Raw genomic sequence first — 12954 nt, 5'->3', positions numbered from 1 at the left:
TTACCGAAGCGTTTGCGACAGAAAAAAAGGCGGGCCCGGCCCGCCTTCTTCAAATGTTGCTCGAAATGATCGATTAGGCCCGGAGGAACTGGGTAACCGCCTGGTCTGCCTGGGAAGCCAGAGACAGGGCGGTGGTCGACAGCTGCTGACGCGTTTGCAGAGCCAGCATGTTGGCGCCTTCCTCGTTGGAGTCTGCGAGAACCAGGTTATCCGCACCGGTCTGCAGGGTATTGATCATTTTTGTCGTGTAGTCATCACGGATCTGAACCGTTGAGAGGTTGGAACCGAAGGCCGAAGCCTGAGAGCGCAGTGTGACAAGTGCGTCGGCCAGAGCGTCGAGCTTGAGGTTGGCTTCCTCATCACTCAAGGTGTTGGCATCGGTCAGGGACAGGCCGGTTGCGGTCAAATCGGCAGATTTGATCTGCAGTTCGGACTTTTTCTCGTCGCGATGTTCGTTGAAGGCTACCGTCAAGTCTTCACCAAGACCATTGATCAGGTTGATACCGTTGTAGCTGGCGTCACGTGCCAACTCATCGATCTGATCGAGGATCTCGTTGTACTGGTCAACAAGTTCGTTGTTGTCAGCGTCGGTGTTGGTTGCCTGGTTGACTATGTTCAGGATGTCAACATCGCCGGCGGTCGCGCCGTCGGTCCAGGTAACGTCCGTACCACCAGAATCACCCAGCGTACCGGTCGAGCCATCATTGAGCTTGCCAAGGACGTCAGCAGAGGTGCCGAAGCCGAAGGATTCTGCAATCGATGTACCGACGGTGCCATTCTGAGAGGTGGCGTCAGTGGCATCAGCATCCGAAATGCGCAGCTGAAGCGTCGAGTTACCATTGACCTGAAGGTCCAGACGACCGTCAGCGGTGATGCTTGCCGTTGCGACGCCCGAAGCGTTGATGTCTTCCACCAGATCCTTGACGGTGTAATCATCGGTCGAAGCAGAGGCAGAGCCGTCACCGTCGGCCAGGCTTTCACCCGTAGAGGCGAAGTGGTCGAGCAGATCAAATTCACTGGTCACGCCGTTCGTCGAGGTCGAGATGATCTCGATATTGGACGTGGCAAGGTCAAAGCCAAGGTTGGTCAGGGTCTGGTTTTCAACGGTTTCCTTGATGGTGTCACCAACCGTTGCACTGCCGGTGTCGATAGAGCGAGCGCCCTGAATGTGGGTGCCGTCCGTCTCATTGTTGGCAGCCTGTGCCTGACGAACCGTGGACTGGGCGCTCTCGACCAGATCAGTGATGGCCGAAATACCGTTGTCCGCAGCTTCGAGGGTTTTGATCGAGTTGGAAATGCCGTCCAGAAGGTTGCTCAAGTCGTTCGCGCGGCTAGACAGTGTTTCCGAGGTGAAGAAGTTGGTTGGATTATCCAACGCAGAGTTAACTTTTTTACCTGTCGCCAGACGGTTCTGCGTGAGTGACATCAGGTCCGCAGTATTCTGGAGAGACAGCAGGTTCTGGCGCACGCCAGCAGAGAGAGTGATATCCGAAGACATTGGGTTACCTTTCTGGGTACTCGAATACAAATCTTTTTAGTCCGGTCTCTTTCTGAGACTTGCTGGAAATGATGGCGTGTAAAAACTAATTTAAGGTTAATCAAACGTGTCCTGTTAACCTAAACAGAGTGTTGCAACTGGCGCGTTTTTCCTCCTGCCGGACGCGGTTAAAATCTTGTAATTACAATGAGGAAGGGGATTTTGGGCTTTGGAGGCTGGCTTCGTGATTGTTCGAGTTTTTGATGTGTTAACCCGGACGTTTTTTCGAGGCCAAAAAAAACGGGACCCGAAGGCCCCGTTTCCAATTGTTTCTATTTGCTTCTGAATTAACGCAGGAAGCTGAGCACTGCCTGGTCGGCCTGAGAGGCCAGCGACAGGGAGGTGGTGGACAGAGACTGACGGGTTTGCAGGGCCAGCATGTTGGCGCCTTCCTCGTTGGTATCTGCCAGCACCAGATCGTCGGCACCGGTCTGCAGGGTGTTGATCGTCGCTTTGGTGAATTCCTCGCGGATCGTCACCGTGTTCAGGTTCGAACCAAAAGTCGATGCCTGAGAGCGAAGGGTGTTCAGAGCTTCGGACAAGGAGTCGAGCGCTGTTTCAGCTTCGCTTGAGCTCAGGGTCGAAGAGTCGCTGAGTTTGAGGCCCGAAGAGCTCATGTCAGCCGAAGCGATCGTCAGTTCGGATTTGTTGCTGTCACGCTTCTCGTTGAAGGCCACTGTCAGGTCGTCGCCAAGGCCGTTGATCAGGTTGATGCCGTTGAAGCTGGAGTCACGTGCCAACTCATCGATCTGATCAAGGATCTCGTTGAACTGGGTGACAAGCTCGTTGTTGTCGGCATCGGTGCTGGTTGCCTGATTGACGAGGGTCAGTACGTCGACGTCACCTGCGGTTGCGCCATCGGTGAAGGTCACGGAGGTGCCGCCTGCGTCGCCAACGGTACCTGTGGAGCCATCCGCCAGCTTGCCGAGAACATCGGCAGAGGTGCCGAAGCCGAAGGATTTTGCGATGGACGTACCGGTGGTGCCATTCTGTGTGGTGGCGTCGGTGGCGTCGGCGTCGGTGATGCGAACTTCAAGCTGCGCATTGCCGTCAACTTCGATGTTCAGGCGACCATCTTCGGTGATCGATGCCGTTGCCACGCCAGAGGCGTTGATGTCTTTAACCAGATCGCCAACGCTGTAAGCATCGGTAGATGCCGATGCTGCGCCGTCGTTATCGGTCAGGGTCTGGCCTGTCGAGCTGAAGTGTGCGAGCAAGTCGAATTCGCTGGTCACGCCGCTGTCAGAGGTCGAGATGATCTCGACGTTGGACGTGGCGCCGAAGCCTAGGTTCGACAAGGTCTGGTTTTCAACCGTTTCCTTGACGGAAGAGCCCGCGGTTGCACCGGCAGTGTCAATCGATGCTGCACCAAGAACCTGCGTGCCGTTCGCTTCGGAGTTGGCAGCCTGTGCCTGACGAACCGTAGACTGAGCACTCTCAACCAGATCGGTGATAGCGGAAATACCGTTGTCAGCAGCTTCAAGAACCTTGGTTGCGTTGCCGATGGAGTCCATCAGGTTGCTCAAATCGCCCGCGCGAGTGTTCAAGCTCTGAGAGGTGAAAAAGTTGGTGGCGTTATCAAGCGCTGAGTTGACTTTCTTCCCCGTCGAAAGCCGGTTCTGCGTTGCTGCCATGAGATCTGCTGTCTGCTGCAGAGAGAGGAGGTTGGACCGCACACCTGCGGAAAGAGTAATATCTGACATTTCCCCGAAAACCTTTCTGGTTAGTACTCGTCGATCCATGTTCGGATCACGACCGTCCGTGGTCAGGGGAAGAATGGCTTTGAAAGCGGAATCATTCGTAAAATTATATGGTTAACCGGCGTCACGGTTAATTTTGCCTTGCTGTCGCAGTCGCATGGTAAAGGGAGTCTTACAAAGCTGAACAAAAAGTCCAAATCTCTCTGATTCGCAGGTGTTTAGCCGGCGCCCGTCATGACGCCCGACGAGACTCATCGCTGCATTCTGCTCCAATGGACTTTGGCAGTATTGTTAATAGCGGTGCGAAATCCGCAAAAAGGCTGTTAAATTCCTAAAATGACTCCAGAAAATTGATTTAAAGAGCGCCTGAAATGCGGTTTTGAAACGTAGTCTTGCTCTGGTTTGAGCTGCTGGTTGGGTATTTGAAGGGTTGTGAGGTGGTGCTGGCGGGGGAAAATGTCTGTTGTTGGGTGCTGGCAGCTGTGCAGCCCGCACTTATACCAACGGCATTTAATTCTGACCTTCTTGAGCCCATTTTCTCATACCTATTGAATGGATGATGGTTGGGTTGGCGGAGAGGCTCTTCCATGCTTGGCAACCAGCATCAAGAATGGCGGCATAGTCTTCGAAGACCCGATTGGACAGGAAGGTACCGCGCAGATACTGCCAAATATTCTCAACTGGGTTCAGTTCCGGTGATTTGGAAGGCAACAGGAGGATGGTGATATTCTTGGGCACGTTGAGTCTGCTTGTCGTATGCCATCCGGCACGATCCATCAGCACCACGGCATGAGCGCCGCGCGCCACTGTCCTTGAGACTTCTTCGAGGTGCATTTGCATGGCCTGTGTATTTGCAAAAGGCATCATCAATCCCGCGCCAACGCCACGCGCTGGACATATTGCACCGAACAGATAGGCATTTTTATATCGCTGATCGGCTGGCAGACGTGGTCTGGTTCCCTTTTTTGCCCATAGTCGGGCCAGTCCATTCTTCTGACCAAGCCTAGCCTCATCTTGCCACCAAATCTCGATGGGCTTGTTCTTTGGCAAATGGCCTACATGCGCTGCCAACGTTGCGGAGAAGTTTTTTTGAAAGCATCAATGACTTCAGGCTTTTGTTCTGGATGTTGAGGTCGACCAGATATGCGCACATACCCCATGCGGCGCAAAAGATCCCGTACTCCACGTTCCTTGTAGGAGACCCCAAACCGCTCTTGGATCACACGCACCAGATCCTGGCTACGCCAGACAGAGACGCCGTCCTTCTCAGGATCAGGACCGGTTTCAACGATAGCAACAAACTCTTCGAGCTGTTCTGGGCTCAAGCGCATGGGAGCGCCGGTTGCTTTGATGTCGACAAGACCATCGGTGCCTTGCTCATTGAAGCGAAGAACCCAATCTCGCAAAGTCTGGCGGTCCATACCGCCGACTTTGGCGGCATCAGCACGGTTCATGCCGTCATAGACAGCCGCAATGGCCAGTAGGCGGCGGCTCTGTTTGGCATTGCGGCATCCTTTGGCAAGACGGCGCAAACTATCGGCGTCAAAAGCATCGCTAAGAATCAAAGCGGCAGACATGGCAAAATCTCCTTTGCCATGTTGAATCACGCCAGTGCTAAAAATGGAATCCCTAAAGAGTCAGAACTTCACGCCCTTGGTATTATGGTGTGCAGTCGCCAGGCGAGAATTGGGGCAGTCGGGCTGGATTGAAGTTTGGCGCAATGAAGCCGCGCCAGATGGCTAGGCGTTGGATGTAGTCCGTGTCCGGTCGCTGTCTCGCGATCGTCTCGACGTGAGGCGCGTTACAGCTTCTATATAGTGGCTTGCCGGCTTCTAGATATTGACTTCAAAATGAGGGCGTTCTTCCTCATCTTTGTCTTTGGGCTGCGCAGTGTAGGCCCGCAAATGCATCAGGCCATCAGACGTCATCTGGTTTTGCTGCTCCGCTTCGAGAGACTCTGTGAGTTCGGTCAGATCCTCGCGCGATAGCAATTGGCGGTTCTTGCGCCGACGCTCTCGGTCGTCCCCTGACTTTTCGTGTCTTTCGTCGGGATCGGGTTCTTCATAGCCGGCGTTGCCGCGCCCCATATGTACCGTTTGGTCGCGCGAAATCGTTTCCACCGCGTCATCACTGCCGCTTGGATCGGTTTTCTTTGCAGCCGACTTTCCCTTTACAGTGGCCGGTGGCTGCATTTTCTGGACGGATAAATCCATTCAACGCCTCGAACACACCATGATTACCAAGATCAAATATAGCGGATTCGTGCGGGTTTGTCACAATAAGCTAGGTTTTATTACTAAGGCTTTGTAAATGATCGGAGTTTTCGTAAAAAGCAAACGTTGTGCTTAAGAATTGGGTGTTCGGTTGACCTTGGGTCAAGCCTGCCGATTCTTGCTGCGGTGGTCTTTATTTGCTTCGAGCCAGTCCTTCATGTCGGGAATGAAGTCATGGACCGACTTGCCCCAAGGAATTCGAACGCTTTTTTGATCCAGATACCAGGGTACATAGTCCTGTCCCAGGTTGACCGGGCTTTGAACAAGGTGTGTTCGAAAGCATTTTACGCCCATGCCGCCGGCAATATCCGAACTTGTGCTGCCCGGTCCGACGAAAAGGTCCATGCAGGATGCGAAGGCCGCAGTGCCCAGCATGTCGTCGAACAGATCCAGGCCCGGCGCGTGATAGAGAGGAATATCGTGCTTCTCCCGGATCGCGTCGATTTCCGTTTCGCTGACCGAATATTGAAAGTTGAAGAAACGGAACCCCGGCAATGTCAGGATCGGCAGCATTTCTTCAATCGTGAGGAATTTGCGCGCGTCTCCCGGAGACTTGGCGCTGCTCTCCCACGCCAGACCCACACAGGTGATGTCGGGATCGGACAGCAATTCCAGATCCGCATAGGGCTGGATCGCCTCCGCTGGCAGTTTAAACGCCCGTGCCTTGTCCTTGAAGCTTTGCAGGTTCGGTCGCAAATGGCCATAGAGACAGCCCAAGGGGATCTGATAGTCGAAATCCTCCTCGAATGGCTCGAAGGTGACATAGTCACTTGAACTGTTGATGTCGCGGCTCGTCGCTTGCCCCGAGAAATGCTGAATCGGCTTCTTTTTCTTGATGCGACGAGGCAGCGGGCGCGCCTCGATGCCCAGGATGGCGGCTTTTAGAAACTCGACCGTCTTGGGTTGGCTCATGACGATGACGTCGCAGTCATCCGGCAGTTCTTCAAGCTGCAGACCAAACTTGAAGACATCACCGACACCCTCGTCAGACCAGATGAACAGGCGTTTGCCCGAGAGCGGTTCTCCCGTCCAGAGCGGCTTCTGAAAATGATAGACCGGCGTGCTGCCATAGAGTTCGAAACGGTAGAATTCGTCCTTGGCCGCATCGGTCACATTGCCCAGCCCCTGATGGGCCAAGCGGCGGTTGTTGCCATGGCTGGCCACTTGCGGTTCATGTGCAAGGGCGTATTCGAGATCTTTCAGGGCCTCGCCGAAATCGCCCATATGGATCAGAAGGCGTCCTCTTGCACCGATATATTCCGGGCTGTTGGGGCGCAGATCAATGGCTCTTTGAAGAAAGGCGAGGGCGGTTCCATCGTCGCCGAGGTTTTCATAGGCTGCGGCAACCACCCTCTGGCACAGCGCGTTGTTGCGGATCGCCTCTTCGTGCTGCTTGTGATAGTCGATCACGTCCTGATATTTTTCGGCCTCGTGCTTGATCTGCAGCCAATTGTGGTGGGCGGAAAAAAGTGCCGGGCGGGCTGAGAGAGACCGCTCGAAGCACAGCTCGGCGGCATCGGTCTGGCCAGCTGCCAGATAGATTTCGCCGACAAGCGAAACCAGTTCATGATTGTCCGAAAAGGTCTGCAGGGCCTTGGTTGCCAGTTGCACCACCTGATCGGGAATGACGGGCGGGGCGGCCCCAAGCGCAATGGATATGCCTTGGGTGCTGTTGTTGCCGGTTTCTCGCTCTGCGGCTTTCAGTCTGGCGCTGGTCAGCATATTGGCCAGCATCTTGCGCCATAGAGCCGGATCGTGCGGGCGGGAGCCCAGCGCGCGCTGAAAGAATGGGGCGGCTTCGTCGTGTCTTGTGAGCCGCTCCAGAATGTCCCCTGCTGCGACCTGCAGCTCGACATTGGATGGATCGAAGTGTGCTGCTTCCTGCGTGAAATGAGCCGCTTCCTCGACCTTGCCCTTTTGGGTCAATGCATTGGCGATGAGAAGGCGGGTCGGCACAAAGAGCTTCTGATTGTCGAGGAGGCCTTCACAAAGGCTCATGGCCTTGTCGAGCCTGCCGGAGTGAAGCTCTTTTTGCGCCTGTTTCAGAATGAGGGCTGGATCCGCCACGTCGATGATCGCCTTTCCAGTTGGGGCTTGTCAGTAAGCCGTTCCGGGTGTCTTCCGAGGGCGCTGGCTAGCTTAGCGGTGATCAGGACGATTTGTTGATCGACAATCCGCGCTTCTGAGTGACGGCCTGAGGCATCCGGCCCTTGTTGCCATAGGTGTTGGCGCGCGCGCCCTTCTGAACCTGCTCGTTGATGCCGTTGACGAGTTCTGCTGAGACTTCCCGCGCAGTGGATACCACGGCGAGGTTGGCTTGCAGGGTGTTCTGGAACATCTGGTGGCGGCGGTTGAGCTGCTCGGTGTCGTTTGGTGACAGATCCTTGATCAGGGAGACGTTCGAGGTGATCGCCTTTTGCAGCAGCATATATTGGATTGAAAGCTGGTTCTTGGCTTCTACCAGTTCAAGGGCTTCTTGCAGTTTGCCCTCTTTGAGAAGCTCTGTTTCGGCACCGAGGACTTCGTCCAGCGCATCCATGATATGTTCGATGCCGCCGATCAGGCGATGGACATCCTCGGGGGAGCCGATGGGGGTTTTTGCCAGAGTTGCGGTCTCTGTGACGGGGTTGGGTGCGGATTGGGGATCAGACATAATACTATTGCTCCATTTCCTGAAGACCGATGAGCTCTCTCATGATCGAGTCGGCGATGCCGATGCCGCCGGCTTTGGTGATTGTGTCGGCATAGGTTTCCGTCATCAAATCGCGATAGGTGTCTTCGGCGTAGGATCCGCCCAACGCATCGTCGTCGCCGACACCCTCGAACATGGCCGAGAGCATCTGGTTGAGGAAAACACCTTCGAACTGCTCTGCGACGGAGCGAGCCTGTTCGGTTTTGCTAAGGTTGCTATTGATGCCCTGACCGGGAGTAATCGAATAGGGTGTTGCGTTGAGAGATGTCATCACATTACCTCGATTTCGGCCTGCAGGGCACCTGAGGCCTTGATTGCCTGAAGGATTGAGATCATGTCACGCGGCCCGATGCCCAAAGCATTCAGGCCAGTCACCAGATCCCGCAGGGGAACACTGCCCTGAAGGTATGCCAATTGTTTGTCCTCGCCCGTGTCCACGCCCACATTGGTTCTGGGCAGAATGGCTGTCTGGCCATTGGCCAGCGGATTGGGCTGAGACGCCTGTGGTGTTTCCGAGACGGTCACGGTCAGATTGCCTTGCGCGATCGCAACGGTACTGACGCGGACTTCCTGTCCCATGACGATGATGCCGGTGGTCTCGTCAATGACGATCTTTGCGGGCAGATCCGGCTCGATGTTGAGCAGTTCGATGTCGGTGATCAGGTCGACCATGTTGCCGTTGAAATCGCTCGGCAAGGTCAGGCGAACGGCGGTCGGGTTGATCGGCTCTGCAACCGGCTGGCCGATGAGATCGTTGACTGACTGAGCGATGCGGCGGGCCGTGGTGAGGTCTGGATTGCGCAGCGAGAGCCGCAAGGTCGTCATGCTGGCGAGCTTGAAGGGCAACTCGCGTTCAACCAGACCACCGTTGGCGATGCGCCCGGAGGTCGGAACCCCTTGGGTTACCGCAGCGGCATCCCCTTGCGCAGAAAAGCCGCCGATGGCGATCGGGCCCTGTGCGATGGCATAGGCTTCGCCGTCCGCGCCGATGAGCGGGGTGACCAGAAGCGTGCCGCCCTGAAGGCTCTCTGCGTCACCCATGGCGCTGATGGTCACATCAATGCGCGTTCCCTGTACGGAGAATGCTGGCAGGTTGGACGTGACCATGACGGCTGCGGTGTTCTTGGTGTTGAAGTTCGTACCGGAAATGTTGACGCCCATGCGTTCCAACATCGCCTGCAAGCTCTGCTTGGTGAAAGGAGAGCCGTTCAGGGAGTCCCCGGTCCCGTTCAATCCGACCACCAGACCGTAACCGATCAACTGGTTGTCTCTTATGCCTTCGAAATCGACGATATCCTTGATCCGCGAAGCCGCATTGGCCTGCAGAACAGAGAGGCAAAGTGCCGTAAGTGTCATAAGAATGGCGGATCGGAGCGACATTGAGGGTTAACCTTTGTGAACCGGCTTGTAGAAAATCAGGTACCTGCTGTTTCAATTTGCAAGGCTTGTGCCAGACGCGGTCTGTTTGGTCCATTGTTATTCAAGCGCCTGAAAATAAAAGAATTATTAAGAAAAATGCCAAAAGTCGCTTTGCTGTGGGTTGGGGAGGGCTGCAAATATTGCCGAGCGAATTAACACTCTGTTAACCCAAGTCGTTAATCTTTTCCTTACCAGAGATATTCTTGGGCAAGGTGCCTCTGTGAGCAAGGATCAAGTGACGTTTCGAGTGACGTAAGGCGTGTCTGAGCGTCGATAGGAGTTTTGAGCATGCGTATTCTGGGTGGCAAGGCGACGAACCAGATCGGCAAAACCGGGGCTGGCAATAAAGCACGTGGAAGCTCGGGCAGCTTTTCTGTACCCGAAGAGACCGGCCATACCGAACAGGCCAGACAAACGGTTCATAGCAGCGCCGTTCATGATGTTTCCTCTTTGATGGCGCTTCAGGGGGTTGAAGATGCCCTTCACGGCAAGCGGCGCAAGGCCGTGCGGCGCGGCCACAAGATGCTCGACCTGCTCGAAGAAATAAGGGCTGCGCTTCTGGGAGGCGGGCTGCCGATGTCGGTTTTGCGACAACTGGAGCGTTTATCCGATGAAAATGAACTCAGCGGAGATGACCGAATCGATGAGCTGCTGATCGAGATCAGCCTGCGGGCCCAGGTCGAAGTTGCCAAGTTTGAACAGGCTAGAGCCGTTGCAACCTGAATTTGCGTAGTTCTAGGCAGATGTGGGACGCTTTGGATTTCGAAATTCATAACGTTTTTTGATTTTTTCCAAAGGATAGTTGTCGAAACGCTAACTCCCATTTATATAACTCTCGTCTTAGTATCGGGAACCAAGGGGTAGCCCATGTCAATCGAGTTAGATGATGACTATCGTCCCTCTGACAGCGAGACCTTTATGAACGAACGGCAGACAGAGTATTTCCGCCGCAAGCTTTATCAGTGGCGCGATGATATTCTGAAAGAAAGCCGCGAGACGTTGCAACACCTTCAAGATGACAGCTCCAACCATCCAGATTTGGTTGATCGGGCCTCATCGGAAACCGACCGGGCCATTGAGCTTCGGGCGCGTGACCGCCAGCGGAAGTTGATTTCCAAAATCGATGCTGCTCTTAAACGGATCGAAGACGGATCTTATGGCTATTGCGAAGATACCGGCGAACCCATTTCGCTGAAACGCCTCGACGCTCGGCCAACTGCAACGCTCTCCATTGAGGCTCAGGAACGCCACGAGCGCAGAGAGAAGGTTTATCGGGACGACTGATGTCTCGGTAAGGGGTTGGACGAAGTGTTTTCGTTTCGCAAGCGCAGGCGCTTCTCCAATTGGCCATCACTTATATGAAAAAGGGCGCAAATCCGGGAGCTGGATTGGCGCCCTTTTTCATTTTGGCAGCGGGTCCCGGTTGGGGAGCTGGGACTGTCGCTGTTGGGGCCGGGAGGTCAAATGGGGAGCAGACCTCTCCGGTTGTCAGTCCCGGTGGTTATCGGGACTGACGGGGAGCTTTGATACAAGGCGGGCAGGGCTCGCCCTGGTTGCTAGAATGGCAGGAGGATATCCATGACCTGCTGGCCATAGCGAGGCTGCTGTACATCGGTGATCTGACCGCGGCCTCCGTAGGCGATGCGCGCTTCAGCAATTTTTTCCGATGCGATCGTGTTGCCCGAAGAAATGTCTTCAGGTCTCACGATGCCCGCGACGATCAATTCCCTGACTTCGAAGTTTACCCGGACTTCCTGGCGGCCTTCGATGACGAGGTTGCCGTTGGGCAGAACCTGTAGCACAACCGCAGCAACGGTGGTTTCGATGGCCTCTGACCGGTCGATGGCACCTTCGCCTTCAGTGGAGGAGTTCGACGTGGCGGCTGTAACAGCGGACGGGTCAACGTTGTTCGATATGTTGCTGGGCAGCACATCGCTGAACAATTTGGTGCCGATACTGCCGTTCAGGCCCATGTTGTCGCTTGCTGTGCGCGAGCGTTTGGTGGAATTGTCGACCTTGGCGCTGTCGGAGATGCGAACCAGCACGGTAAGAATATCACCCACACGGTTGGCGCGTTGATCCTTGAAGAAGGCACGGGAGCCGGTCTGCCACAGGGAGTTGGGGCTGTAGCTTGCCGGTTCTGCCTCGGTGGGCATTGGCATCTGTACTGGTTTGTATCCCGGCTTGACGGTCGGGCTCTCGATGGCCGAAAGGGGCGGCTCCTTGCCAATATTGCGAAGACGTTCACCGGCACCGCAGCCGGTCAGGCCAGTGACCATCAGGCAGAGCATGATGAGATTGAGAGGTTTCATTGAATTGGTACTCCCAGAGATGCGATCTGGTTCGAGATAGGGCCGATCTGAACAATGCCAGGGCCCGTTACTTCGCCGCGGAGAATCTTGTTTGTTTGTGTGTTCTGAACCGAAATAACGTCACCCTTGGAGCCTGAGGCCAGCGCTTTGCCGCGCATGCTCAGGGTCAGCTTTCCAGCCTTGAAGATGATCGAGACGACGTCCGAGCGATTAATGATTTCGGGCTCAGAGAAATAGGCTGCATTGACAATGATGCCAGCACGCAATGTGCGCGTTGCTGATTTGCCGATCACCTCGTCCATCAGGGCCGGGTTGGCCTGCTGGGCTTTGTTCAAGGGAAGCGGCGTCATGATAACGTCGGATTCGGTGACGATCTCGCCGGGCCGCATGTTGCGGGTAAGGACCGGGGTCAAAACCGTTTCAAGGGCCGAGCCGGTGATACGCACGGCGCCAATGTCTGACCGGCCAGCGACGAGCAGGTTGAAGGAAAAACGCCCGGTGGTACGATCAAACCGCAGATTGCGGATATCGAAAGGCTGCATGGTGCCCGGAACCGCATGCTGGTCGACAAGGCGCGTGGTCAGTTCCACATCGACACGACCGTCACCGGAGACAAGGCTCCTTGAGCGCAGAATGCCCTTGAGCTGTTCCACCACATCGTGCTCGGTGACGACCTCCGAGGCGCGCTCCACCTTGACGATCGCAACGTCGGTCGGTGCGATGCGGGTGAGCCCTGCGCGACGGGCGGCATCCAGAACGCGATAGGCGCGAATGGTGCCGCTCTGGCCGAGGGACGGGGCCCGGAAGACCGCCTTGTTGGAGAGATCTCCGGCATTGTGAAACAGATCACCAAGGGTAACCAGCCGGTTTGTGACTTCGACATTGCCCAAAAGACGCGCCGGTTCCGATTGGGTCTTGGGAGAGGATGCCTGGGTTCCAACGCTTGTCGCTGCCAGTGTCAGGCCAGCAACGAATGTGCAAAGGATCAGGGTTCTGATTGCGACAAAGTTCATCTCAGCCC

At 55.4% G+C, this 12954-nt stretch carries 12 protein-coding genes; 2 read left to right on the top strand and 10 right to left on the bottom strand.

Annotation, left to right across the window (positions count from 1 at the left end):
• Positions 1–73: 73 nt before the first annotated feature.
• From CPH65_RS22910 to CPH65_RS22875, 8 genes are all read right to left on the bottom strand, one after another.
• On the bottom strand, positions 74–1498 hold the full coding sequence (locus tag CPH65_RS22910; RefSeq protein ID WP_096176009.1) for a flagellin: 1425 nt from the start codon (positions 1496–1498) through the stop codon (positions 74–76).
• Between the two features lie 326 nt (positions 1499–1824).
• Entirely contained in the window at positions 1825–3240 is a 1416-nt protein-coding gene (locus tag CPH65_RS22905) for a flagellin (protein ID WP_172891569.1), read from the bottom strand.
• Positions 3241–3747: 507 nt separating this feature from the next.
• A protein-coding gene (locus CPH65_RS22900) for an IS630 family transposase (RefSeq protein WP_096171592.1) occupies positions 3748–4814 on the bottom strand; the annotation gives its coding sequence in 2 pieces (ribosomal slippage) (positions 3748–4310 and positions 4310–4814; 1068 coding nt in all).
• Positions 4815–5069: 255 nt separating this feature from the next.
• Positions 5070–5450, bottom strand: a complete 381-nt coding sequence (locus tag CPH65_RS22895) for a hypothetical protein (RefSeq protein ID WP_096176007.1) — start codon at positions 5448–5450, stop codon at positions 5070–5072.
• Between the two features lie 162 nt (positions 5451–5612).
• Complete coding sequence (locus CPH65_RS22890) at positions 5613–7577, bottom strand: lipopolysaccharide assembly protein LapB (protein WP_096176006.1); 1965 nt, start codon at positions 7575–7577, stop codon at positions 5613–5615.
• A gap of 82 nt (positions 7578–7659) precedes the next feature.
• Positions 7660–8163, bottom strand: a complete 504-nt coding sequence (locus CPH65_RS22885) for a hypothetical protein (RefSeq protein WP_096176005.1) — start codon at positions 8161–8163, stop codon at positions 7660–7662.
• A gap of 4 nt (positions 8164–8167) precedes the next feature.
• Positions 8168–8473: a rod-binding protein gene (locus CPH65_RS22880; RefSeq protein ID WP_096176004.1), complete on the bottom strand. Its 306-nt coding sequence runs from the start codon at positions 8471–8473 to the stop codon at positions 8168–8170.
• Positions 8473–9582, bottom strand: coding sequence for a flagellar basal body P-ring protein FlgI (locus tag CPH65_RS22875; protein WP_172891568.1), 1110 nt, complete (start codon positions 9580–9582; stop codon positions 8473–8475). Before CPH65_RS22875 ends, CPH65_RS22880 begins: the two co-directional genes overlap by 1 nt.
• Positions 9583–9909: 327 nt before the next feature.
• Here CPH65_RS22875 and CPH65_RS22870 point away from each other — a divergent pair, with 327 nt between their 5' ends.
• Positions 9910–10344: a flagellar assembly protein FliX gene (locus tag CPH65_RS22870; protein WP_096176003.1), complete on the top strand. Its 435-nt coding sequence runs from the start codon at positions 9910–9912 to the stop codon at positions 10342–10344.
• Between the two features lie 144 nt (positions 10345–10488).
• Positions 10489–10905: an RNA polymerase-binding protein DksA gene (gene dksA / locus CPH65_RS22865; RefSeq protein WP_096176002.1), complete on the top strand. Its 417-nt coding sequence runs from the start codon at positions 10489–10491 to the stop codon at positions 10903–10905.
• Positions 10906–11177: 272 nt separating this feature from the next.
• Here dksA and flgH read toward each other — a convergent pair whose 3' ends face one another.
• Positions 11178–11912: a flagellar basal body L-ring protein FlgH gene (gene flgH, locus CPH65_RS22860; RefSeq protein WP_371359469.1), complete on the bottom strand. Its 735-nt coding sequence runs from the start codon at positions 11910–11912 to the stop codon at positions 11178–11180.
• 17 nt (positions 11913–11929) lie between these two features.
• On the bottom strand, positions 11930–12946 hold the full coding sequence (flgA, locus tag CPH65_RS22855; RefSeq protein WP_096176000.1) for a flagellar basal body P-ring formation chaperone FlgA: 1017 nt from the start codon (positions 12944–12946) through the stop codon (positions 11930–11932).
• Positions 12947–12954 lie beyond the last annotated feature (8 nt).

The sequence above is a fragment of the Cohaesibacter sp. ES.047 genome, assembly GCF_900215505.1.
GTDB lineage: Bacteria > Pseudomonadota > Alphaproteobacteria > Rhizobiales > Cohaesibacteraceae > Cohaesibacter.
The sequence above is the reverse complement of the archived record's forward strand: the minus strand, read 5'-3'. Positions and strand labels throughout refer to the sequence as shown.